The organism is Streptomyces sp. NBC_00078, assembly GCF_026343335.1.
Classification (GTDB): Bacteria; Actinomycetota; Actinomycetes; order Streptomycetales; family Streptomycetaceae; genus Streptomyces.
On the sequence record NZ_JAPELX010000001.1, the window covers coordinates 8,867,465 to 8,890,477 of the forward strand.

At 69.0% G+C, this 23,013-nt stretch carries 22 protein-coding genes and 2 pseudogenes; 15 read left to right on the forward strand and 9 right to left on the reverse strand.

What is annotated here, in order from left to right; genetic code table 11:
* Positions 1-202: 202 nt before the first annotated feature.
* The gene (locus OOK07_RS41220) at positions 203-478 is read left to right on the forward strand and encodes a hypothetical protein (RefSeq protein ID WP_266801693.1); all 276 of its coding nucleotides are present in this window, start codon (positions 203-205) and stop codon (positions 476-478) included.
* Positions 479-533: 55 nt separating this feature from the next.
* A complete protein-coding gene (locus OOK07_RS41225; RefSeq protein ID WP_266801694.1) occupies positions 534-971 on the forward strand; it encodes an SDR family oxidoreductase in 438 nt (145 codons plus the stop codon).
* 7 nt (positions 972-978) lie between these two features.
* Here the strand turns inward: OOK07_RS41225 and OOK07_RS41230 are convergent, their stop codons facing one another.
* On the reverse strand, positions 979-1,710 hold the full coding sequence (locus tag OOK07_RS41230) for an HAD family hydrolase (protein ID WP_266794683.1): 732 nt from the start codon (positions 1,708-1,710) through the stop codon (positions 979-981).
* A gap of 71 nt (positions 1,711-1,781) precedes the next feature.
* Entirely contained in the window at positions 1,782-3,035 is a 1,254-nt protein-coding gene (locus tag OOK07_RS41235; protein WP_266794684.1) for an IS256 family transposase, read from the reverse strand.
* Positions 3,036-3,427: 392 nt separating this feature from the next.
* On the opposite strand from OOK07_RS41235, the gene OOK07_RS41240 reads away from it, so the two are divergent.
* Positions 3,428-3,796, forward strand: a complete 369-nt coding sequence (locus OOK07_RS41240) for a nuclear transport factor 2 family protein (RefSeq protein ID WP_266801695.1) — start codon at positions 3,428-3,430, stop codon at positions 3,794-3,796.
* Between the two features lie 89 nt (positions 3,797-3,885).
* Here OOK07_RS41240 and OOK07_RS43890 read toward each other — a convergent pair.
* The 5 genes and pseudogenes from OOK07_RS43890 to OOK07_RS41260 form a co-directional block, all read right to left on the reverse strand.
* A pseudogene (locus OOK07_RS43890) lies at positions 3,886-4,038 on the reverse strand (IS5-like element IS4811 family transposase); the annotation flags it as partial.
* Positions 4,039-4,053: 15 nt separating this feature from the next.
* A complete protein-coding gene (locus OOK07_RS41245; RefSeq protein ID WP_266801696.1) occupies positions 4,054-5,484 on the reverse strand; it encodes an FAD-dependent monooxygenase in 1,431 nt (476 codons plus the stop codon).
* A gap of 32 nt (positions 5,485-5,516) precedes the next feature.
* Entirely contained in the window at positions 5,517-6,668 is a 1,152-nt protein-coding gene (locus tag OOK07_RS41250; protein WP_323183029.1) for an MAB_1171c family putative transporter, read from the reverse strand.
* Positions 6,669-6,720: 52 nt separating this feature from the next.
* The gene (locus tag OOK07_RS41255; protein ID WP_266801698.1) at positions 6,721-7,917 is read right to left on the reverse strand and encodes a hypothetical protein; all 1,197 of its coding nucleotides are present in this window, start codon (positions 7,915-7,917) and stop codon (positions 6,721-6,723) included.
* Complete coding sequence (locus OOK07_RS41260; protein ID WP_266801699.1) at positions 7,914-8,465, reverse strand: toxin; 552 nt, start codon at positions 8,463-8,465, stop codon at positions 7,914-7,916. The genes OOK07_RS41255 and OOK07_RS41260 overlap by 4 nt, the downstream gene beginning before the upstream one ends.
* A gap of 1,298 nt (positions 8,466-9,763) precedes the next feature.
* Here OOK07_RS41260 and OOK07_RS41270 point away from each other — a divergent pair.
* Positions 9,764-9,919 carry a hypothetical protein gene (locus tag OOK07_RS41270; RefSeq protein ID WP_266801700.1) on the forward strand — a complete coding sequence of 52 codons (156 nt, stop codon included), beginning with the start codon at positions 9,764-9,766 and terminating at the stop codon, positions 9,917-9,919.
* 114 nt (positions 9,920-10,033) lie between these two features.
* Here OOK07_RS41270 and OOK07_RS43895 read toward each other — a convergent pair.
* Positions 10,034-10,506, reverse strand: a pseudogene (locus tag OOK07_RS43895) (hypothetical protein).
* 185 nt (positions 10,507-10,691) lie between these two features.
* Positions 10,692-11,318, reverse strand: a complete 627-nt coding sequence (locus OOK07_RS41280) for a class I SAM-dependent methyltransferase (protein ID WP_266801701.1) — start codon at positions 11,316-11,318, stop codon at positions 10,692-10,694.
* 816 nt (positions 11,319-12,134) lie between these two features.
* Here OOK07_RS41280 and OOK07_RS41285 point away from each other — a divergent pair.
* From OOK07_RS41285 to OOK07_RS41335, 11 genes are all read left to right on the forward strand, one after another.
* On the forward strand, positions 12,135-13,172 hold the full coding sequence (locus OOK07_RS41285) for a LacI family DNA-binding transcriptional regulator (RefSeq protein ID WP_406313185.1): 1,038 nt from the start codon (positions 12,135-12,137) through the stop codon (positions 13,170-13,172).
* Positions 13,173-13,642: 470 nt separating this feature from the next.
* Positions 13,643-13,957 (forward strand): DUF6400 family protein, encoded by a 315-nt coding sequence (locus tag OOK07_RS41290; RefSeq protein WP_266801703.1) that lies wholly within the window; start codon positions 13,643-13,645, stop codon positions 13,955-13,957.
* Entirely contained in the window at positions 13,944-14,201 is a 258-nt protein-coding gene (locus tag OOK07_RS41295) for a hypothetical protein (RefSeq protein ID WP_266801704.1), read from the forward strand. Before OOK07_RS41290 ends, OOK07_RS41295 begins: the two co-directional genes overlap by 14 nt.
* 194 nt (positions 14,202-14,395) lie before the next feature.
* Positions 14,396-16,177 carry an enoyl-CoA hydratase-related protein gene (locus OOK07_RS41300; RefSeq protein ID WP_266801705.1) on the forward strand — a complete coding sequence of 594 codons (1,782 nt, stop codon included), beginning with the start codon at positions 14,396-14,398 and terminating at the stop codon, positions 16,175-16,177.
* A 63-nt stretch (positions 16,178-16,240) separates the two neighbouring features.
* Positions 16,241-17,329 carry an NADH-quinone oxidoreductase subunit B family protein gene (locus OOK07_RS41305; protein ID WP_266801706.1) on the forward strand — a complete coding sequence of 363 codons (1,089 nt, stop codon included), beginning with the start codon at positions 16,241-16,243 and terminating at the stop codon, positions 17,327-17,329.
* Positions 17,330-17,408: 79 nt separating this feature from the next.
* Positions 17,409-19,193 (forward strand): nickel-dependent hydrogenase large subunit, encoded by a 1,785-nt coding sequence (locus OOK07_RS41310; protein WP_266801707.1) that lies wholly within the window; start codon positions 17,409-17,411, stop codon positions 19,191-19,193.
* Complete coding sequence (locus tag OOK07_RS41315; RefSeq protein ID WP_266801708.1) at positions 19,190-19,723, forward strand: NifU-related iron-sulfur-binding protein; 534 nt, start codon at positions 19,190-19,192, stop codon at positions 19,721-19,723. Before OOK07_RS41310 ends, OOK07_RS41315 begins: the two co-directional genes overlap by 4 nt.
* Entirely contained in the window at positions 19,720-20,361 is a 642-nt protein-coding gene (locus OOK07_RS41320; RefSeq protein ID WP_266801709.1) for a DUF5947 family protein, read from the forward strand. The genes OOK07_RS41315 and OOK07_RS41320 overlap by 4 nt, the downstream gene beginning before the upstream one ends.
* Entirely contained in the window at positions 20,358-21,047 is a 690-nt protein-coding gene (locus tag OOK07_RS41325; protein WP_266801710.1) for a DUF6084 family protein, read from the forward strand. The genes OOK07_RS41320 and OOK07_RS41325 overlap by 4 nt, the downstream gene beginning before the upstream one ends.
* Entirely contained in the window at positions 21,044-22,474 is a 1,431-nt protein-coding gene (locus OOK07_RS41330) for a hypothetical protein (protein WP_266801711.1), read from the forward strand. Before OOK07_RS41325 ends, OOK07_RS41330 begins: the two co-directional genes overlap by 4 nt.
* Positions 22,471-23,013 (forward strand): hydrogenase maturation protease, encoded by a 543-nt coding sequence (locus OOK07_RS41335; RefSeq protein WP_266801712.1) that lies wholly within the window; start codon positions 22,471-22,473, stop codon positions 23,011-23,013. The genes OOK07_RS41330 and OOK07_RS41335 overlap by 4 nt, the downstream gene beginning before the upstream one ends.

A 23,013-nucleotide genomic window follows, 5' to 3' on the forward strand; every position in this document is an offset into this window, starting at 1 on the left:
TCCTCAGGAAGGGATCAGTGCGAGCTGGGCAACGGTGCGGTGGTACATGCGGGGCCGTACGAAGGGGAGTTGGGGCGGCAGGTTCAGATCGGCCGGACGGCCCCGGTCGCAAGGGCGGTCGCGGCGTCCGCGCAGCCCCAGGCCAGGGTGACTCCGGCGCCGCCGCGGCCGTAGTTGTGCACCGCGCCGTAGGGTTGCGGCCATGGCCAACGGAGTGGGGCGGCGACCCGGGGTGGATCTGGACAGCGGCGTCGAGGACGCGACGCTGCTTGTCCTGGAATGGCTAGGCGAGCAGGGTGTAGGCGCCATGATCCGGGTCGATGCGGAGCGCATGCGTGAGGGGCAGCCGGCCTGGACATTCGCCGCCTCTGGTGGGCCCTTGGCCGGTGGTATGAGGGCTGATGGGGCCTCAGCCGCCGAGTGCATGGGCAGGGCATTGCATGGATTGCGGGAAGCCGGGCTGGTCGTTCCCTTCTGAAGCCGTGTTCAGCGTCTGACCTGGTCGCGTTCGGCCGTGGACGGCAAGAGCCTGCGTGGCGCGGCGAAGGCGATGGGCCGGAAGATCCGCCTGCTCGCCGCGCTGGAGCACGCTGCGGGCCGACCGCTCCGGCCGGGTCAACTCGCGGTTGGGCATGGCCGGGACGCCGAACCAGACCATGTACTCCGCTGCCAGGGGCTGCCGCATCGCGCTCGCGCGCGGCGCCGCGCGCGAGCGGGCGGCCCGCAACATCCGGGTCAACGTCGTGGCGCCCGGCCTGACCGTGACAGCGGTGATCGGGGCGGCCTTCCAGCGGCGCCCCGATCCCGCGGCCTGCCGGCGCACGGGGGCGGAGACCATCCCGATCGGCCGCCTCGCCACTCCCGAAGAGGCCGCAGACGCGGTGCTCTTCCTCGCCTGCCCGGAGTCGTCGTACAACACCGGCGCCGTCCTGCCCGGAGTAATAGTCAAGACCTGTGGATCAAGTTCTTAAGAGCTGGTCAGGCGTTCGTGGGTGATAGGTGGTCGGGGAGGTCGGTGAGCCGTTCGATGCGGAGCAGCGTTTCGTCTGCCGTCGGCGATGGTCCACCGGTGATGAAGTCGATGCCGCGGTCCAGCCAGATGCCAGTGAGCCCGGCGAGGGCGGCTGCGTTCACGTCGCTTTCCAACATGTCGCCCACGTTGATCGCCTGCGCGGGGTCAGTCCGCATCCGCCGGCAGGCGGTGGCGTAGGCGACGGGCTTGGCCGCACCGAGCTCGGTTGGGGTCAGGACGGCTTCGAAGTATCCGAGGAGGCCGAAGCGGGCGAGCTTGGCGCGCTGCTGCTCGGGGTCCCCGTTGGTGAGAACAGCCAGACGCGGTCCTCGGGGAAGCCGTTTCAGGGTCTCCAGGCATGGCTGGACATCGGGATAGCACCGCCAGGACTCCTCGAACACGGTGAGGTAGCGCTCGGCGATCCAGGCGTCCAGAAGGCCGGGATCCTCAGGAACCGGCTCGCCGAGCATGGGCAGGAAGGAACGGAGCCTGCGTCGGTGGTGCTCAGCGAAGGAGCACTGACCGGCCAGGTATTCCCGCATGTGCCGCCCCTCCAGCGTCCACCACAGCGTCACCAGCTCGTCCGGTGGAGCCGTCGCGTTCGGCGCGGCCTGGACGATCTGGCCGATCGTTTCCAAGACTGCGCCTCGATGATCGACCAGGGTGCCGTCCAGATCGAAGAAAACCACATCTGCCATAGGAGGATCATCTCGTAGTGAACCGCGTGGCTCGACCCGCCATTGTCAATTCCTGCAGATCATGGGGTAGTTCAGGCAGCGTGAGGTTCGGGGCGTTCGACGAGTTGACCGCGTTCGAAGCGGGCTCCGGCGCGGACGAGGGCGACGAGGTGGGGTGCGTTCACCGCCCGCCACCGTTGTTGGGCGGACTCGACGAGCTTGAAGACCATGGCCAGGGCGGCAGCCGCGCTGCCGGCACCGCGGGTGACCTTGGTCCGCAGCCGGACCGTCGCGAAGGTCGACTCGATCGGGTTCGTGGTGCGCAAGTGGATCCAGTGCTCGGCGGGGAAGTCGTAGAACGCCAGTAGTTCCTCGACGTCGTCGGTGATCTTCTTCACGGCCTTGGGGAACTTCGCGCCGTACGCCTTCTCGAACGCCGTGACGGCCTTGAGCGCGTGGTCGCGGTCCTCGGCGTTGTAGATCTCCTGCAGGGCCTTCTTCGCGCCGGGCTGGGCGGACTTCGGCAGGGCGTTCGCAACATTGACGATCTTGTGAACCCAGCACCTTTGATGACGGGCCTCGGGGAAGACCTCCGAGAGGGCCTTCCAGAAGCCGAGTGCGCCGTCGCCGACCGCGAGGACCGGGGCGCGCATGCCCCTGCGTTGGCAGTCGCGCAGGAGATCCGCCCACGAGTCGGCGGATTCACGGTAGCCGTCGCTCATGGCGATCAGCTCTTTGGTGCCGTCCGCGCGCACGCCCATCAGCACGAGCACGCACGACTTTGCCTCGCGTAGGCGGATCCGCAGGTGGATGCCGTCGGCCCAGACATAGACGTAGTCGCTGCCCGACAGGTCGCGTTCGCCGAATGCCTGGTGATCGGCCTGCCACTGGGCCGTCAGCCGAGTCACGGTCGCCGGCGAGAGCCCGGCCGTGGAGCCGAGAAACTGCTCCAGTGCGGGCACGAAGTCCCCCGACGACAGGCCGTGCAGGTAAAGCAAGGGCAGCACCTCGCTGATCTTCGGTGACTTGCGGCACCACGGCGGCAGGATCGCCGAGCAGAACCGCTTGCGCTCACCGGTCGCCTCGTCGATGCGCTTGTCGTTCACCCGCGGGGCCTTCACCTCGACCGCGCCGGCCGCGGTCGTGACCGACCTGGGCTGGTGGTAGCCGTTGCGCACCGCCAGACGGTGGCCCTTCTTATCGCGCTGATCGGCCAAATCGGCTATGTAGGCGTCGACTTCGGCCTCCAGGGCGGCGGCGAGCATCCGCCGTGCGCCCTCACGGACGATGTCGTCGATCAGGGAGCCGGTCTCGGTCGTTCCATCGGCATTCACTACGCTCAGCACGGGCGTGCCTTCCCGACCGACGGTGCAACGTCGGCCTACTCGATGACCAGAAGTCGATCACTCGGGAAGGTACGCCCTTCGCGTCCAACCCGAGGCCGATCCACAGGTCATGAGCATTGCTCTCCTGCCCGTGGACGTAGGCCATAGGGCGTTCTGAAGGCGCACCCGGTGTGGCGACACGCGGGCAGTGCGATATCGACGAGATCTGACAGCGGCCGGCTCGCCGGACCGATGCCCGCGTCTTGCGAGCGAAGCCGCACTCGTTCACATGCAAGGAGTCCTGCGGCAGGTCACCAGCCCCTTCGTTGACCCCGGCGACAGCGCTTCCGGGCGCCGCGGTGTGGGGGAGCAATCCGCTGTTCCTTCAAGTGTGGCGTCCGTAGGGTTTCTGCATGGCGGATGACGAGTGGGAACAGGCCGTGCAAGCAGCAATTGCAGGCGAGATGCGGCTTCTCGATCCGGAGGTGCGAGCTTCCCCGGCCCGGGTCCTTGAGATCCTGGATCCGGAGTTCACCGAGATCGGCGCTTCCGGACGCAGGTGGGATGTGGAGTCGATCCTCACTGTGACGAGCAGCGGGAGTATCTCGAAGGAGTCCCCGGTCAAGGTCGGCGAACTGTCCGGAGCCGTGGTTGCCCCCGGGGTCGTTCACGTGACGTACCTCGCGGACAACCAAGGCCGTCGAGTACGGAGGAGTTCCGTGTGGCGGCTGACGGAGACGGGCTGGCGAATGTACTTCCACCAAGGCACTTTGGCCGGTTGATTCTGCGGGCCGCCACGGCCGAGGCCAGGGAAGGGCTGGCGAGGCCGTGGACCAGGGCAATGGCCAGGGCCTCTTCGGCCGCTGGCCTGGGGTCCTTTCCGGGTGAGCCTGCGGGGCATCAGGGTAATGAGTGGCCAGGTCAGGTGGGCTTCCGAGTGCTGAGGAAGTCGCTCGTAGTCGCGGACATCGCGTCGCCACTCCATGAGCCGGCCCAACGTTCGTTCGACCTTCCAATGTCGGGGCGTCACTCAGCGCCGTCAACGGGCGTCGCGCGACTCCTCCATGGCCTTCCTGAGGCGTTCAAGGATCTGCCGTTCCGACGGTTGCAGGGGTGGCTCGCTGATCCGGGGGAGGAAAGACCCGTTCAAGGCGGCCAGCAGGACTGCTGGGCGCATCACCCGTGACGGGCGGGCCTTGAGGCTGGTGATGTCCCAAAGTGCTGCCGCAGCGTTGAATGAGCCGGTCGCAGCGCGTGTCAGCCGACGTGCATACGCGGCCGTGAGACGGTCGGCGGCCGTAGGCTTGGCGCCGCGTACATCGGGATAGAGGACGTCCATCGCAACTGCGGTGGACCATGCTGTGTCGACGTGACGGACCGCTCTACGAAGAACGCGACGGGAGAGGCCAGGGCCTGCCAGGCCGCCCTGTTGCAGCGCTCGCCAGAGGTCGTGGGCGCCAAGGGCGGCCACGGACATACCCTGCCCGTAGGCTGGGTTGAAGGTCGCCAATGCGTCGCCCAGCACCAGGAACCGCTCGGGCCACTGCGGAGATTTCTCGAAGTGGCGGCGGATGTTGCTGGTGCTGCGGCTGATTACCACATCGGTGAGGGGTTCGGCGCCGGCGATGAGGTGACCGACGATCGGGTGCGGCAGGCTGAGCGCGTACTCCAGGAAGCCCTGAGGGTCGCTTGGCGGCTCACCGCCTCTGGTGCCGCCCGCGCTGACCATCCAACGGTTGCCCTCGATCGGCAGCACCATGGCGCTCCTGCCGGGCCGTCCGCTGTAGGGGTTCGCCTGGACCAGGGTCAGCGGGAACGACTCGGCACCTGCGGGAGTGCGGTAGATACGGGTTGCGTTGGTGAGGCCGGAGTCGATTTTCCTCTCTTCCACGCCGCTGACGCCTACCTCCTCGAGCCAGCGGACGCTGCGGGAACCTCGTCCGCTTGTGTCGATGACGAAGTCCGCTTCCACCTCGCCGCCGAGGGTGGAGTCGGCCCCGCTGATGCGGACACCAGTAATGCGCTGTCCGTTTCCGATCAGTCCTTCCACCGCGGCCTGATGGATCGACACCTTGGTCGTCTGTTCCATCAAGGTCTCGCGGATGACCCAGTCCAGCAGGGCGCGGGTACAGGTGATCATGCGCGTACCGTTCGACCTGTACCGGCGGAACCAGCCGGCGTCCGGCGTGAAGGTCAGCATGCCGTTGCCCATGGAGATCTCGTGGGCTCCTGCCTCGAAGAGGCGCTCACGGACACTCTCGGTGAAGAGCCACTCCATGGCCGACAACCCTCCGGCCATGAGGAGGTGGGCATGCTGGCCCTGGGGAACCCCTTTGCGGTTCTCGGGCCCGTCAGGAAGCACGTCCTTGTCGAGTAGAAGGACTTCCGCCTCGGGAACGGCCCGGGACACCGCCGCTGCGGCGAGCAGCCCGGCTATGCCTGCTCCGATCACGACGGCTCTCTGCGACACTGGTTCTCCTTGTTGCTGTACGTGTGACGTCTTCAGTGGGCCCGTACCTGATCCGGTGTCACGTCCCGAATCAGGCTCACGGCGTGTGCCAGCTCGACCAGACCAACGGTGATGCGGAACTTGTCAGGCGGATCGGCGGCGCCGTCAGCCCTGCCCGATGCCCGGAGTATGCCATTTATGATCATCGCCTTCTCCGAGGCGGTGCGGGCCTTTTCCTGGCTTTCCCCGACCTCGACTGCAGTCGCGTAGGCGGTTTCGCCGACCCGCTGGTCGAAGTGTGCTGTCAGCTGTAGCAAGGCGTCGCGGATCTGTGCTTCGAGCAAGTAGAGGCGGCTGCTCGGCAGTTGCAGCCAGAAATGCCACCATCGCGGTTCCGTCTGCGGGGTGATGGTGACGTCCTTGAGGGCCGCCCACAGAGGCATCAGTGCCCGGTAGTCGGACAGGCTCTGCTTCTCTGCGGCGGCCGATGCGAGGCGCGGGAGGACGAAGCCGGCGGAGTAGATGAGCGCGCCCAGGGAGGCAGCGGGCGGCGCCACGGTGGTCGACAGGACGTCCAGGTCGTATCCGCACCACCGGGCAACGACTGCAGTGACCTTGGTGAGTTCAAAGCCGACGACATCCAGCAGAAGGCCGGCGAGTATCAATCGCAGTCCCACACGGAGGAGGCCCGTGACCTCGTCGCGGGCCCACTTCAGGCAGACGACGCTCAGGATGATGGTGCTGGCCAGATGCCCCAGGAGGTAGAGGACGATCATCTCCCGCATGTACGGGGTGTTGGCGTAGTACGTGTCCAGGTCGGTGAGCCGCTCGGTGTCCGCATCGGCGAGCGCGAACAGTACGCAGATGGCGATGATGAGGGTCCCGTACACCGCCACAGTGATGCGGACCATGCGCCGTATCCGTTCCCTCGGGCCGCCCCTCCAGTAGATCAACAAGATGATCAGGGAGCAGCTGAAGGCGGATATCGAGCTGTACGTCAGTGGCGCACCCACGTTGGGAATCCCAGTGGCACGGTTGACCGCGGCCAACGTCGCGGGAGCCGCGCAGGTGAAGCACACGGCGCCGATGAAGGCGGTCGCGCGCGTAGGGACGGTCAGCGGCGTACGGGCAGTCCTGTGCGATCGGCGAAGCAGCATGGCAGCCACGACCAACAGCAAGGCCGCCAAATACACGACAACGCTCATAACTGGGGGCTTCCGTTCCGCTGGCGGTGGGGGACGTCGTGGGAGCCGTGTGTCATGCCGATCCCGCTCTGGCGGGGCCGGGGGCCGGCGATCGTGCCTCGCGCTCGGACCTCTTGACTGCGTCGGCGATCAGGACCAACGCCTTGGGGTCTCTCGGCAGCGGCACGGGAAGCGATTCGCTGAAGGGCTTGAGTGGCGGCAGGGCGCTACGTTGTGCGGCTGCCGCTATCGTGGCGGCCCACGCAACAGCAGCGGCTTCCTCGTACGCAGTTCGCTCGCGGCCACCTCGCGGGCCCGGTATCTGCAGCCTCTTCAACTCCGCGTCGTGGACGTCGTCATACAGTCGTTTGTCGAGGTGCGTTTCAATCTCGCGCAGGCCGTTGAGGATGGTGCTACGGCGCCAAGTGCCCCACAAGAGAGGGGAACGAGGCCGCTCGACACGCAATGCGCGCTCCCGGAGGACCGGGTCAAGCACGGAGTCGAGCGGCGCCAGGCGGACAAAGTCGCACCAGGCCGATAGTTGGTGGCCCACCATCGGCAGGAGGACCCCCACCACCGTCAGCATCGCCCCCAGGCCGGCACACAGGGGAGGAATGGACGTCCCCAGCACCGCCCAGTGCCGGCCGGACCACCGCGCCACCACGGCGATGAGTTTGGAACAGCTGTAGCCGGCACTGATGACCGTGCCGACGCCAATCGTCAACAGGCTGGCTCGCAGCCAGGGCCGCTGTCGAAGCTCCCGTTCGCGGGCCCAACGCAGCGCCCAGAGGGCACTGACTGTCACAGCGGTCAGATGGGCGAGCAGATACAGGACGACCATCTCGGCGACCCAGGGCGTCATCGCATAGTAGGTGTCGAAGTCGGTACGCCGTTCATCAGCGGCGTTCCCCAGGGCGAAGAGGACGGCGATTCCGACAAGAACAGCCACGTACCCGTAGATCCAGTTCCGTGTTGTCCGGCGCATGGAGGGGCCACCGCGCCAACAGGCGATCAGGATCAGCAGGGCCGCGCTGTATGCGGTGATCGCACCGTAGGTCAGCGGCGCGGCCAGGTTGGGAACACCGGTGACGCGGTTGATCAGCGCAACCGTGGGAGGCGCTCCGAAGAGGAAGCACAGGGAGGCGAACCCCAGCACTCCCACGATGGCGCGCAGGGACGGATCCACCCAGCGGCGGATCAAGTCGGGCAGCCTGAGCAGGAGCGCGACCCAGAGCAGGCCGCAACTTACGTAGTTGATCGCCCCACTCATCTCCGGCTCCTCTGGTAGCCGAGAGAGTCGGCGATGCGGCGGGCCGTCTCGCCGGCGATCACGTCGCGTTCCATCAGCGATCGCATCTGCTGGCCGACGAGGATCCCGAACAGTTCGGCTTCTATCTCGGGATCCTCATCGAAACCAGACCGTGCGGCGGCCGGCTGGGCACTGTGCAGATGGCCCGATCTCGTCGTGGAGCAGGCCTCGGCCGCCAGTTGTTGCGGCGTGAGGCCATCCTTCTGCCGCATGTGCCACAGCTCGTGACCGAGGATCTGCGCCTGGTGCCAGACCTCGGCCTCCGCCTCGATGATGATGTCGTCCTGGTGCGTGCGTTCCACCCACATTCCCGTGGCGAGGAACTTGCGGGGGATGGGCACCCTGTGAACCTCAAGCCTGCGATCGCCACGCCACTGCTGGGCGGACCCGACCAAGGCCTCGAAAAACGCCTCCGGATCGGGCAGAGATGCCCGCGCCGCTGGGTCGCCTTCGTCGGCGGCGAGTCGCTCCCGGATGGGCCCGATCAGCACCTCCGCGAACTGGTGCATCTCTCTGCCGCGCCGCCGGATTCTCCGCCACTGCCGTATCCAGGCCAGAGCAGTCATCGTCGGCCCATCCGGATCGAAGGGGCACACGAGCAATGTGCTGGTGCAAGACCACGACGCGCTCCACCTACGCGAGGCGACTGCACAGTACTCAACAGCCCGCCAGCCTCGCCGGTCATGACGCCGGCCCATCCTCCATCGGACGGTCCTTTGGAGGCATCGTTTGCTGGCACCGAGCATTCTCCCGAGCGCGTTGGGTGGTCAGGGCTGAACTCTGAGGGTATCGGCACCACCCCTGGGCTGGTCGGCAATGTTAGGACGTTCTGCTTCCGGGCTTCAGGTTGGCTCAGCCGTCAAGACCAGGGCACCGAGCAACAATTCGGGCCGCGAGTCGTGGGAACCGCGTCCTCTCCTCGCGGCAGTTGAACAGCCCGGCAGGGCATCACCGTTCAGTCCGGGGGCAGGGGTGCCGCCTCTCGGAGTGCGGACCCGCGCACTGCTCTGCGCCGCCTCGCCCTCGGCCTGTTCAATGCGGTCGACGCCCACCCCTGTGTCGGGGCAGAATTCGTAAACGCTCGTTTACCAACAGCTGGGGGCGGATGGGCCGCGGGGGTACACCGGGGAGTGCGCCAACTTCTCCCCAGCGAGGAAGCCGCCGCGTCCCAAATGCCCTGCTCTCCACCTGCTGTTGGCGAACTGGATCCTGGTAGACGGCGACTGGGGCCTGGTGGCGAACAAGAACGGGACGACCCGGCTCGGCTTCAGCCACTTGCTCCTCCAGGGCCTCGAAGACCGCCAATGGGGCGGCTCCTCCAGAGGCCGGCACTGCCGACGCCCGGCGACCTGCTGGCTTGCCTGACCTCAGCACTTGAAGCAACCGGCAAACCGTAAACGTGGATGGGCTTCAGAGCGGCCCGAGCCGTCGCTCGCAACCGCCGCTCCCATGGTGAAACGTGACCGCGAGGGTGGGGAATTCCGGGACCGCCGACAGGCTGTTCCCCGCCCTCGGCAAACCGTCGGTGCGGCACGGCCCCGAGATCCACGCACCCCAACTCACGCCGGCCGGTGAACCTACGTATTCGATTACGTAGTTCTACTGGCGCCTCAGGAAGGCAGCGTTGGGGAGACTTGCCGCGTGAGCCTCCTGGTGGAGTCGTGGTGTCACGCCGGGGAGCTCGCTGCCTCCCTACTGGGCAACCGTCGCCGACGGTCCAACGGGTAGCGAACGTTGTCCAGTCAATAGAGCCCAGCTGAACATGGAGAGCCCTGCGTTGGTTTCCAAGACTCGTGTCCTTCTGGGCATGCTCGTGCTCCTGGCGCTGGCCATCGGCGCCATCGCCCTGCTCGCGGCCATGAAAGCCGATGCCATTTGGTTCACGATCGTTCCTCTCGGCATCCTCTTTTTCGGCGCGTCCGTCATCCGGTCGCTCGGATGGTTCAAAAAGGCCGGTGACTGACCTGGCGGCTCGCAGGACACGCAGTTCTGCAGCGCCCTGCTCACGGGGTAACAGCAGATCCATCCGCCCGGCTCATCAGGGTGCCGTCGAGGAACCAGTCTGCAACCTTCCTGCTCAACCGATCGCGGCCACGACTGACCGCGCCGCCCATGTCGGGCGGCAGTCCATGGGGCGATAGGAGAGCTGTCCGCGCACCCACGCGCGGTCGGGGGATTGGTGTGCGGCCGGTCCGCCACGGCGACGGTCGGCACGGTCTCGCTGCCGCCGTTGACCGCCACCGCCGCCGCTCCGGCAGGACCCCGCCAGATGTCGACCCAGTGCAGCCGACGGGCGCTGCGGCCCCAGCGGATGCGCAGTCGCAGACAGTGCCGGCAGCCCGGCCGCCAGCAGACGACCGGTCGGCCGTCGGCCGTGCTGCGGCCCTCGCGCCTCCAGCGCGTCGATCGATCGCGGGAAGACCAGAGGCGAGTTCACGCCTGCGAGCAGCACGAACGCCAGAAGGAGCGCTACGGCTGCGCCGGGAGCCCCGCTGACCATAGGCCGCGCCGCGACGACCGAACCGCAGAGCACCAGAAATACGGCAGGATCCAGGCGCGGTCATGGGGGGCGAAGGCTACCGACGGGGTACTGCGGATGGGCCGTCCAGTCGCTCTGCGAGCTGACGAGCCTGTAGACGTTGTCCGCCACCCGGCTCCGACGCGAGGGTCGGGGTGGCGACCAGCAGCACCCCTTGCCGAAAGGGCTGCTGAAACCAGGTCACTCACCCGGCGAGTCACGCGGTGTGGCGGGCGTGCACGCTCACGGCGTAGCCGCCGCCTGGACGATAGGGGTCGCCGGACCAGGTGGCACAGCGTTGCCGCAACGTCAGTCCGGCCTCGGCGCACCAGTGGTCGAACTCCGTCAGCGTCACCGTCGGTTCCGGCAGTGGCAGGTGTTCCGCGTCCAGTCCCATGCCGGTGACCAGCAGGCCGCCGGGGCGCAGCACGGCGGCGAGTTGCCGCACGACAGCCGGTTCGGTCCCCGGAGCCAGCAGGGGGACGACGTTTCCGGCGGCGAGTGCCAGGTCGAACCCGGGTTCCAGGCCGAGGCCGTCCAGGTGCGCCAGGTCTGCGTGGATCCATTCCTGCGTGGGCGCGTCGCGGCGGGCGACGGCGAGCATGGAGCGGTCGACGTCCACGCCTGTGCAGAGGTGTCCCAGCTCGGCGAGTCGGATCGCCACCCGCCCGGTCCCACAGCCGGCGTCGAGGATCCGGGCGGCAGGTTTCAGCAACGCGTCGCAGAACGCGGCCTCGCCGTGGATGTCGTGGCCCGACTCGGCGAGCCGCGCGAACCGTTGGGCGTACGCCTCTCCGTCCTGTCCGCCGGTCAGTTCGGCCCAGCGGTCGCGTCGGCTGCTCATGGTCTGCGTGCCTTCCGGTAGTCAGGACGAGGACGGTGCCCACAGGCATTCTCCTTCCTCGCCGCCTCCGGCGTGGTGAGCAGCGCGACGCGGTCCGGAACCGGCTCCCCACGACGGCCGCGCGGTCTGCAGCGAACGGAGGGCGAGCCAGTTCGTCACGAAGAGCCTGATCGTCTTGGCGTGCTCTGGATCGGCGATGTCGGCCAGGTGGCCGGGAAGCCGCCGCTGGAGGGAACAGAGGTGCTTGTCGACCGGGGCAGGACTCCGTATGCCATGAGGAGTTCTTCCAGGTGAGAGGCCGCTCGCCAGGGTTGGAGTCCGTGGCAGGAACCACGGAACACCTTTCGTCAGCTCCGGCCGTCCCCACTGGGAGCAGGACAGCCCCGGAGACGGGCCGAGGACCTACTGAGTGAAGATCCACCGCTGCTCGGCTTCTGCCGCCGAACTCTCAGTCGGCGCCACCAAGGCTGGGGGTCATCCGGCTCCACAGGTGCGTCTGGCAGCGCCGAAAAGGCGCCGGCCTTTGCGTGCCAGCCGCGGAACATGCCGCGGAGCATCTGGTGGGGCTCGTGCGGTACAGGGCGTCTCAAGGAAGCCACTGTTGCTCTCCTTCCTGTCCGTTACCGTTAACGTGACCGCTAACGGAATTGTTGCTCAGGACTGGAGATCCCGTCAACGCCCGCCGCGAGACGGCTCACGATCCGCCGGTGGCGCTCTGGCCCTGCATCTCCCTCGTCGCAGTGCGGGCCGGTGCCGGCGCGGCAGGCCGGCGAACCTGATTCACTTGGACACAGGGCGGCACAGGAACAGAAGTGAGTGGGCAGCGTGGCCGGACAGCGGGAAACGGAAGACCAGCGGGCGCGGGGTGCGAAGGCCGTCAAGCGCGTCACCCTCCGGGACGTTGCTCAGGCGGCAGGCGTGTCCCATCAGACCGTCTCCCGCGCGATCAACGGCAAGGGGGAGATCGACCCGGGGACTCAGCAACGCGTGCTCGATGTCGCAAGGCAGTTGCGGTACCGGCCCAGCCGGTTCGGCCGGGGGCTGGTCCGCCCGGACGTCGTATCCGTCGGGCTCATCGTCCCCGACGTGGTCAACCCCTTCTTCCCCGAGTTCGTGGCAGGAGTGATCGCGGCCGCGGACGAGCGCGACTGGCAGGTGCTCGTGGCCAGCACCGAGAACGACCGGTCCCGGGAACTGGCCTTGGTCCGCTCACTGGGCCAACAGGTTGACGCTCTTGTCGGCTACATCAGCCAACCCGATGCGCAGCTAGAGCCGTACGTGGGCAGCGTGCCGCTGGTTGTGGTCGATCGTGGGCTGGACTCGTCGAACCACGCGTTGGTCCACATCGACACCGCGGCCGGAATGCGGGCCGGGATGCAGCACCTCATCGACCGGGGACACCGCCGGATCGGCATGATCGACTGCGAGTGCGTGAGCGCCCCGCTGGTCCGGCGCCGCACCTTCCTCGAAGTCGCCGGCGAACATGCGCTGCCCCTCGACGAGGACTGGGTTGTCATGGCTGAACAGTCCCCGGCCGGGGGCGCCGCCGCGTTCGAGGCGCTGTACGCCGCGCGCCCGGACCTCACCGCCGTGGTCGCCTTCAACGACCTGGTCGCGCTCGGCGCGCTCCGGGCCGCCCGCCGGCTCGGCGTCCAAGTACCGGACGACTGCGCACTGGTCGGCTACGACGGGCTGAGCGTCGCCGATCTGGTCGACCCGCTACTGACCACCCTCCACCTCGACAAGCGGCGGCTGGGCGAACTGGCCATCCACCAGGTCGACCAACTCCTGGCAGGCGAACTGCCACCCCCCATCGTCCTGACACCAAGCTTGAGTGTCCGCGGCACAACGTGACCCACCTTTGACCTCGATCCGTAAGAGGGGTTCGGTGGCTCGGCATCGACCAGATCGGCATCGGGCCCCCGCGCCCGGGGAGAGCGCGGGGAGCCAGGACCGGTAGCGACGCCACCGGCGGCCGGAGCCTGCGCAGACCCCGCAGCCTTGGCGAGAGGCAGGCTGCTGCGCGCCGAGCCGATCGCTCGGCGGACGGCGCAGGACCCCAGGCCACGGCGCGGCCTGTGTGCGGCAGGTCCGGTGAGATGAACCCGCGGCCTGTTGCGGGCAGTTGACTGCGGTCCGGCGCGATGCCAGGGCTGCGGTCTCTCCTCGGTGGCCCGCTTCACGTCCTCTCGCAGGGCCTGCTCGGTGCGGGCCCGCCTGGTCGGCGACGAGGGCGGCGCGGCCCTCCGGGTACGCGTGGACCTGTTGTGACTTCTCCCACCTGCTCTTGCCGGGGCGAGGATCGCTTACCTACGTTCGGTCGCATGTCGCAACATGGCCGCGCCCTTCCCGGCGAACCGGACGAACCCGCTGCAGGGGGCAGGCCTGCGCCGGACCGACCTGGCGCCCTCCCCTTGGTCGGCCTGGACGTCGACCTGAGCACACACGAGCTTCTACGGCGCGCTCACGTCCTGGACGCTCTCGGCTCCGACTGGGACCCCGTCGCCGCGCTGCGTGGCGAGGAAGCGGCGTATGAGCTGCTGTATTCCGGTCTCGACGCGGAACAGCAGCGCGTCTACGACGAACTGGTCGCGGCCGGTGTGCTGCCGCGGAGAGGGGGCGGCGATGCTGCCGCTTGACCCGCAGGCCGACATCGGGCGCCGCGCCTGGGTGGCCTGCCCGAAGTGCGACGACCACCGCGGGTGCGCCACCTGCGAGCAGGAGCGCACCTGCTCCGAGCACTGGCGCTACCTGCTCTCCAACGTCGGCAGCCTGCTCCACCTGCAGTGCAGGTCCTGCACCCACATCTGGACCCACGAGACCCACTTCGGTGCCACCCGATCCCGCTGGGAGCGCGTTACCAGCGGCCTGCGACAGCGGTGATCGTTCACCTCGGCTGACTCGGTGAGCCGGGTCGGCGGTGCGGCCGCGGGCGATGGCCGGTGAGGCCGAACGGCGGATCGGCGCGCGCTTTTCGGATGACCTGACCGCCTGTCGTCGGGGGCGGCGGGCCGTCTTGGCCGAGGATCGCGGCCGGAGGCGATACCTGCCTGCCGTTCGTCCGCCCGGAGGCAGCCGTGCACATCCTGCTCCTAGCCAGCGCGTTCAACAGCCTCACACAGCGCGCCCACGCCGGACTTCGCGACCGCGGTCACACCGTGGCGGTGGAACTCGCCCTGCCCGGCACCCCGTTGCCGGAAGCCGTGCGGCGGCATGCACCGCAGCTCATCGTGGCGCCGATGCTGAAGACGGTGATCCCTGAGGAGGTGTGGAGGGAACACACGTGCCTGATCGTCCATCCGGGGCCCGTGGGCGATCGCGGCCCGTCCTCCCTGGACTGGGCGATCCACGAGGGCGCAGAGCAATGGGGTGTCACCGTTCTGCAGGCCGACATGGAGATGGACGCCGGAGACGTGTGGGCCTCGGTACCGTGCCGGGTCCCTCCGGTGTCCAAGAGCGAGCTGTACCGCGGTGAGGTCGCCGACGCCGCGATCGAGGCGCTACTGCTCGCGGTGGAGCGCTTCGCGGGCGGAACCCACGTACCGCGCAGGCAGGACGCGGTGGGCACGCCCGGGGCCCGCCCGCGCCCGCGGCCCTACCTCGACCAGAGCGTCCGGCGGATCGACTGGGCCGAGGACTCCACACAGGACGTCCTGCGCAAGCTGAGAGCGGCGGACTCGCAGCCCGGTGTGCTGGACGTGCTGCTCGGCGGCGAGTGGTATCTGCACGGCGGCCATCCCGAGAGCGTGTTGCGGGGTCGTCCGGGCGAGCTGCTGGCCACCCGGGCCGGGGCGGTCTGCCGGGCCACGAGGGACGGCGCTGTGTGGATCCCCGAACTGCGGCCCCGGCGCGGGCCGGGGCAGCCGCCCACGTTCAAGCTGCCTGCTGTGCGGGCCCTGGGGGACCGGCTGCCGCCGCTGCCCGAGTACGCCCTGCCCGTGTTGCCCGAGCCGCAGCACCGTACCTGGTCGGACATCCGCTACCGGGAGGACGGGAACGTGGGCTTCCTGTCGTTCTCCTTCCCCGGCGGCGCCATGAGCACGGAGCAGTGCCGCCGTCTGCTGGACGCCTACCTGGAAGCGTGCGCGCGCCCCACGTCGGTGCTGGTGCTGGGCGGCGAACGGGACTTCTTCTCCAACGGGATCCACCTCAACGTCATCGAGGCCGCCGACGACTGCGCCGCCGAGTCCTGGGCGAACATCAACGCCATCGACGATCTGGTCGAGGCGGTCCTGACGTCGACGGACCGGCTGGTGATCTCGGCGGTCGCGGGCAACGCCGCCGCCGGCGGGGTGATGCTCGCCCTGGCGGCCGACGAGGTGTGGTGCCGCTCGGGCGCCGTGCTGAACCCCCACTACCGGTTGATGGGTCTGTACGGCTCGGAGTACTGGACGCACACACTGCCGCGCAGGGTGGGTTCCGCGATGGCCGAGCGGCTCATGAGTGAGGCTCTGCCGGTGAGTTCGGCGGCCGCACTGCGCCTCGGTCTCGTCGACCGAGTGGTCGACTGCGGTCCCGGCGAGTTCGCGGGGGAGGTCGGCAACCTGGCCGCGCGTCTGGCGTCCCTTCCCGCGACGGCGTCACGGATCACCGCGAAGAAGACGGAGCTGGACCGGCTGGAGAGCGCGACTCCGCTGGCCGGCTTCCGTGAGCGGGAGCTGGCCCGGATGCGCCGGACCTTCGACGACCCGGACGCCCCGTACCACGCTCTGCGTCGTTCCTTCGTCCACAAGGAGCGGCCACTGTGCACCCCGCCGCACCTCGATCCGGCCGCGGTTGCGAAAACCGGCCCGATCCCCTCTGCCGCCGGTGTCACCGGAACGGCCCTCGATGGCGTCGCACCACGGCCGAACGGCTGATACGAAGAAGAGCGACTGTCGAAATGTAGGCCTTCATCCCTTACCTCCCCAGGAGGCGGTCCCATGACTGAGGCGACGCCGGACACGGTCGGCGCTGCGGACGCAGATGGCGCGCCCGCCGACGAGACTCCCACGATCCACATTCTCTGGATCAACGCGGGGCTGAGCTGCGACGGCGACTCGGTCGCGTTGACGGCGGCCATGCAGCCCAGCATCGAGGAGATCGTGCTAGGTGTGCTGCCCGGGCTACCGAAGATCGCCGTCCACTGGCCGCTCATCGACTTCGAGTGCGGCCCGGTCGGCGGCTCGGACACGTTCATCGAGTGGTTCTTCAAGGGGGAGCGCGGCGAGATCGACCCGTTCGTCCTGGTCGTCGAGGGCTCCATCCCCAACGAGGCGATCAAGCCCGAGGGCTACTGGTGCGGCTTCGGCGACAACCCGGAGACCGGCCAGCCGATCACCACCAGCGAGTGGATCGACCGGCTCGCCCCGAAGGCGCTGGCGGTCGTCGCCATCGGCACCTGCGCCACCTACGGCGGCATTCACGCCATGGCAGGCAACCCCACGGGCGCGATGGGCGTGCCGGACTACCTCGGCTGGGACTGGAAGTCCCAGGCCGGCATCCCCATCGTGTGCGTCCCCGGCTGTCCGATCCAGCCCGACAACTTCTCCGAGACGCTCACCTATCTGCTCTACCAGGCGACCGGCGCCGCCCCGATGATCCCGCTGGACGACAAGCTGCGCCCGACCTGGCTCTTCGGGGCGACCGTGCACGAGGGCTGCGACCGCGCGGGCTACTACGAGCAGGGCCAGTTCGCCCTGTCGTACGACTCGCCGAAGTGCCTGGTCAAGCTGGGCTGCTGGGGCCCGGTCGTCAAGTGCAACGTGCCCAAGCGCGGCTGGATGAACGGGATCGGCGGCTGCCCCAACGTCGGCGGCATCTGCATCGCCTGCACCATGCCCGGGTTCCCCGACAAGTTCATGCCGTTCATGGACGAGCCCCCCGGCGCCAAAGTGTCGAGCAACGCCAGCGGAGCGTACGGCGCCGTGGTCCGCAAGCTGCGGTCGATCACGGCCAGGACGGTGGACAAGGAGCCCAAGTGGCGCCGCACCGGAGACAAGATCACCACCGGATACCGACCCCCGTGGTGAGCATCCGCCGCAAGTAATCCGCTCCCCGTTCGTGCACCCCCACACGAACCTCCCGCGCAACGAAGGGCACGGCACACAGATGGCACCGACGACGAAGGCGGCCGGCGACGGCAGCGGCCTGGTGGAGATGGCCTGGGACCCGATCACCCGGATCGTGGGCAGCCTTGGCATCCACACGAAGATCGACTTCAAGCAGAAGCGTGTCGCGGAGTGCTACAGCACCTCGTCGGTCTTCCGTGGCTACAGCGTCTTCATGCGCGGCAAGGACCCCCGCGACGCCCACTTCATCACCAGCCGCATCTGCGGCATCTGCGGCGACAACCACGCCACCTGCTCGGTGTACGCGCAGAACATGGCGTACGGCGTGAAGCCCCCGCACCTCGCCGAGTGGATCATCAACCTCGGCGAGTCCGCGGAGTACATGTTCGACCACAACATCTTCCAGGAGAACCTGGTCGGGGTCGACTACTGCGAGAAGATGGTCAAGGAGACCAACCCCGGCGTCCTCGAACTCGCCGAACGCACCGAGGCCCCGCACGCGGCCGAGCACGGCTACCGCACCATCGCCGACATCATGCGCTCGCTGAACCCCCTCGAAGGGGAGTTCTACCGTGAGGCGCTCCAGGTCAGCCGCTACACACGCGAGATGTTCTGCCTGATGGAGGGCCGCCATGTGCACCCCTCCACGCTCTACCCGGGCGGCGTCGGAACCATCGCCTCCGTGCAGCTGTTCACCGACTACCTCAGCCGCCTGATGCGCTACGTCGAGTTCATGAAGCGTGTCGTGCCCCTGCACGACGACCTGTTCGACTTCTTCTACGAGGCGCTGCCCGGATACGAGGAAGTCGGCCGCCGGCGTGTCCTGCTCGGCTGCTGGGGCGCGCTCAACGACCCCGAGTACTGCGACTTCACCTACGCCAACATGACCGACTGGGGACGGAAGATGTTCGTCACCCCGGGCGTGATCGTCGACGGCAAACTCGTCACCAACGACCTCACCGAGATCAACCTCGGCATCCGCATCCTGCTGGGCAGCTCCTACTACGAGGACTGGCAGGGCCAGGAGCAGTTCGTCACCCACGACCCGCTCGGCAACCCGGTGGACCCGCGCCACCCGTGGAACCAGCACACCATCCCCGCCCCGCAGAAGCGGAACTTCGACGACAAGTACAGCTGGGTCATGTCCCCGCGCTGGTTCGACGGCAAGGACCACCTCGCGCTGGACACCGGCGGCGGCCCCATCGCCCGCCTGTGGTCCACCGCGCTGTCCGGGCTCGTCGACATCGGGTACGTCAAGGCCACCGGCCACAGCGTGGTCATCAACCTGCCGCGCACCATGACCAAGCCGGAGACCACCTTCGAGTGGAAGATCCCGCAGTGGTCCAACGCGCTGGAGCGCAACCGCGCCCGCACCTACTTCCAGGCGTACGCCGCCGCAGTCGCACTGCACTGCGCGGAGAAGGGCCTGGCGGAGGTCCGCGCCGGACGCACCCAGACCTGGGAGAAGTTCGAGGTCCCGGACGAGGGCATCGGCGTCGGCTTCACCGAGGCGGTCCGAGGCGTCCTGTCCCACCACATGGTGATCCGCGACGGCAAGATCGCCAACTACCACCCGTACCCGCCGACCCCCTGGAACGCCAGCACCAGGGACAGCTTCGGCACGCCGGGCCCGTACGAGGACGCCGTGCAGAACACGCCCATCTTCGAGGAGAACACCCCGGAGAACTTCAAGGGCATCGACATCATGCGCGCCGTCCGCAGCTTCGACCCCTGCCTGCCCTGCGGCGTCCACATGTACGTCGGCGGCGGCAAGACGGTGAAGTCGATGCACGTGCCCACCGGCCTGAGCGGACTGGGCGGATGAGCGCGGGGACGGCGCCCGCGCCGGTGAACGCGGAGCAGACCGGACGCCGTGTCGAGGAGGTGCTGGAGCGTCTGGCCGCGAGCGGCGACCCGGCCGCGGCCGCTGCGGCCGAGGAACTCGTCCGGTCCCTCATGGACTTCTACGGCGCCGGCCTGGCCCGCATCCTCCACCTGTTGTCCTCCGCTCCCGGCCGGCCGCCGGCCGGACTGCTCGGTGACGAACTGGTCGCGAGCCTGCTCGTCCTGCACGACCTGCACCCCGAGGACCGCGACACTCGCATCGCCCGGGCCCTCGACAGCGTCCGGGAACACGCCCTGGACGTCGTGGAGTTCGACGAGGAGAGCGGCACCCTGACCCTGCGCGCCCGTGAGGCCGGCGGCTGCGGTTGCGGCTCCGGCACGGATGCCAGGGAGGCCGCCCAGGCAGCGCTCGCCTGCTTCGCACCGGAGGTCAGGGCCGTCGACGTACAGGCAGCACCGTTGGGGCCCACGCTCCTCCAGATCGGCACGGCACCGACGGGGGCCCGATGACGGCGTCCCCGGCGACGCGTACGCCCGGCCTGCGGAGGTTCCTCGCCGAGCGACCTGCGCAACCCGAACGCTGCGAGCTGTGCGCCGCGACCGTGGACGCGGACCACCGCCACCTGGTCGACACCGAGAAACGCGCCCTCGTCTGCGCCTGCGCCCCCTGCGCGCTTTTGATGGAGCAACCTGGGGCGGCCGCAGGCCGCTTCCGCACGGTCCCGGCCCGCTACCTCACCGACCCCGGACACCACCTCGACGAGAGTGCGTGGGAGGCTCTGCAGATCCCGGTCGGCGTAGCCTTCCTCTTCCGCAACGCCGCCCTCGACCGGCTCGTCGCCCTCTACCCGAGCCCGGCCGGAGCCACCGAGAGCGAACTCGAACCGGCCACGTGGACGTCAGTCCTCGGCGGCAGCCGCCTCGCCCAACTGCTTGAGCCCGACGTGGAAGCGCTGCTCCTTCGCCGCACCGACGGCAGCTTCGACTGCCACCTCGTACCGATCGACATCTGCTATGAACTCGTCGGCCGCATGCGCCTGTTGTGGCAGGGCTTCGACGGCGGAGCCGAGGCCAGGGCCGCGCTGGAGGCGTTCTTCGCGAACGTCACGCGACGCGTCCGACCCCTGGACGAGGCGGTGCGCCCGTGACGGAGTTCTCCTTCACCTGCACCGGCGTCCGCGCCGACCGGTACGCCGCCGGACCGACCCTCGTCTTCCGGCTGCGCGTCACCACCGCCGACAACGCCCGCGTGCACGCCCTCGCGCTGCGCTGCCAGATCCGCGTCGAACCCGCCCGCCGCGGCTACGGGTCCGCCGAGGCCGAAGGGCTGGCCGACCTCTTCGGCGAGCGCTCCCGCTGGGGCAGCACCCTCCAACCGGTGCAGTTCGCCCAGGTCTCGCTCATGGTGCCCGGCTTCACCGGGGAGACCGAAACCGACCTCGTCGTCCCCTGCACCTACGACATGGACATCGCCGCGACCCGCTATCTCACCGCCCTCACCGACGGCGAGGTCCCGCTGCTGATGCTCTTCTCCGGTACGGCGTTCACCGGAGACGCCGGCTTCCAGGTCGAGCCGGTCCCGTGGGACCGGGAGGCGGTCTTCCGGATGCCGGTCGCCACCTGGCGGGAGATGGTCGAGCAGCACTTCCCCGGCTGCGGCTGGATCCGGCTGCCCCGCGACACCATGGACGCCCTCCTCGCCTACCGCTCACGGCACGCCCTGCCCTCCTGGGAGGCGACCGTCCGGGCGCTGCTGGCCATGGACAGGGGCGGCCCGCCCGCTCACGACCCGCTGCGCGCTCTCACCGCCACCACCGGAAGGACCGATCCGTGACCGTGACCGCGTTCGCCCCTGAGACCGAGGAGCGGTTGGCCCTCGCCCGGCAGGTGGCCGACGCCGTCCTCTTCGAGGGCTATGTGCTCTACCCCTACCGCGCCTCGGCGGCCAAGAACCGGCTGCGCTGGCAGTTCGGGGTGCTCGTGCCGCCCGGCTGGGGCGCCGACAGCCAGGAGCACGCCTTCCAGCACACCGAATGCCTGATGGACCCGAAGGCGGGCGCGACCCTCTCGGTCGAAGTGCGCTTCCTGCACGCCCGACGGCGCACGGTGCAGCAGGCCCGCCCGGACGGCGGCTACGACACGGTGCGCGAACTCCGCCTCGACGACCGGGTGCTGGTGCCCTGGGACGAGGGGAGCGAGGAGCGCGTCGAGGTGGTCGCGTCGGTGGACGAGCTCTTCGGCGACGGCGTCACGTATCCCTTCCGACGCCCGGCCCGCGAGGACACCGCACCGGTCCTGGACGAAGCCGGCCGAACCGTCGGCCGACTGGTCCGCCGGTGCGAGGAGATCAGCGGGACGGTCCGGCTGTCGGCCCGCGAACTCGACGGCCCCTACCGGACCGCGCGGCTGAGCGCCGTCGTCGAGAACACCAGCGACTGGACACCGCCCGAGGGCCGCGGCGCCGACCGGGACGCGGCGCTTCCGCACTCCTTGGTGGCCACCCACCTCCTCATGGCCCTCAGCGCCGGATCGTTCCTGTCGATGACCGATCCCCCCGAGTGGGCCAAGGGCGCGGTCACCGCCTGCCGCAACCTGCACACCTGGCCCGTACTCGCCGGCGAACCCGGCCGCGCCGACCTCGTACTGTCCTCGCCGATCATCCTGGAGGACCATCCGGCCATCGCGCCGGAAAGCCCCGGCGCGCTCTACGACGCCACCGAGATCGACGAGATCCTCGCGCTGCGCACCGCGGCCCTCACCGACGAGGAGAAACGCGAGGCCCGGGGCACCGACGAGCGGGCGGCCGCCGTGATCGAGCTGGCGGACTCGATGCCGGCAGAGGTCCTGGAGCGTCTGCACGGGGCGGTGCGGAGCCTGCGCGAGGTGACCGGCCCGGGCCCCGCCGCCCCGGACGGCGGTTTTCCCGACGAGCACGGGGTGCAGCGGCCCGACACCCCCTGGTGGGACCCCGCGAGCGAGGCGGGATTCGACCCGGCACAGGACCGTGTGCTCGTGGACGGCCGGTCGTTGGGCAAGGGCAGCCGCGTCGCGTTGCACCCCGGCCTGCGGCGCACAGACGCGCAGGACATCTTCCTGCGGGGCCGGACCGCGAAAATCGAGGCGGTGCTGCACGACGTCGACGGCGGCGTGCACCTGGCGGTCACGGTCGAGGGCGACCCGGGCGCCGACATCCGCCGCGAGCAGGGACGGTTCCTGTACTTCCAGCCCGACGAGGTCACACCGCTGGAGGACGACGGATGAACCTTCCCCCACCGGCAGGTCCAAGGACCCTCGTCGCGGGCATCGGCAACATCCTCCTCTCGGACGACGGCTTCGGCGTGGAGACCGCACGCCGGCTCGCCGAGCGCGACCTGCCCGGACACATCGAGGTCGTGGACATCGGGGTGCGTGGCGTGCACCTCGCCTATCAGCTCCTGGACGGCTACGACACCCTCGTCCTCCTGGACGCCACGGCGCGCGGGCAAGCCCCCGGCACGCTGTACGTGATCGAACACGACATCGGCACAGACCCCACGCCCAGCAGCCCCGCGCTGGACGGCCACCGGATGACCCCTGACGCCGTCCTCGCACTGCTGGGCACCCTGTGCGCCGGTGCCGGCGGCGAGCCACCCCGCCGCGTCCTGGTCGTCGGCTGCGAACCGGCCTCCGTGGACGAGGGCATCGGTCTCAGTGCGCCGGTGTCCGAAGCCGTACCGGAGGCCGTCCGGCTGATCGAAGAACTGCTGCGGAACGGTGAGCCGTCCGTGGCGCAGGCCTCCACCACTGAGGCTTCGACATGA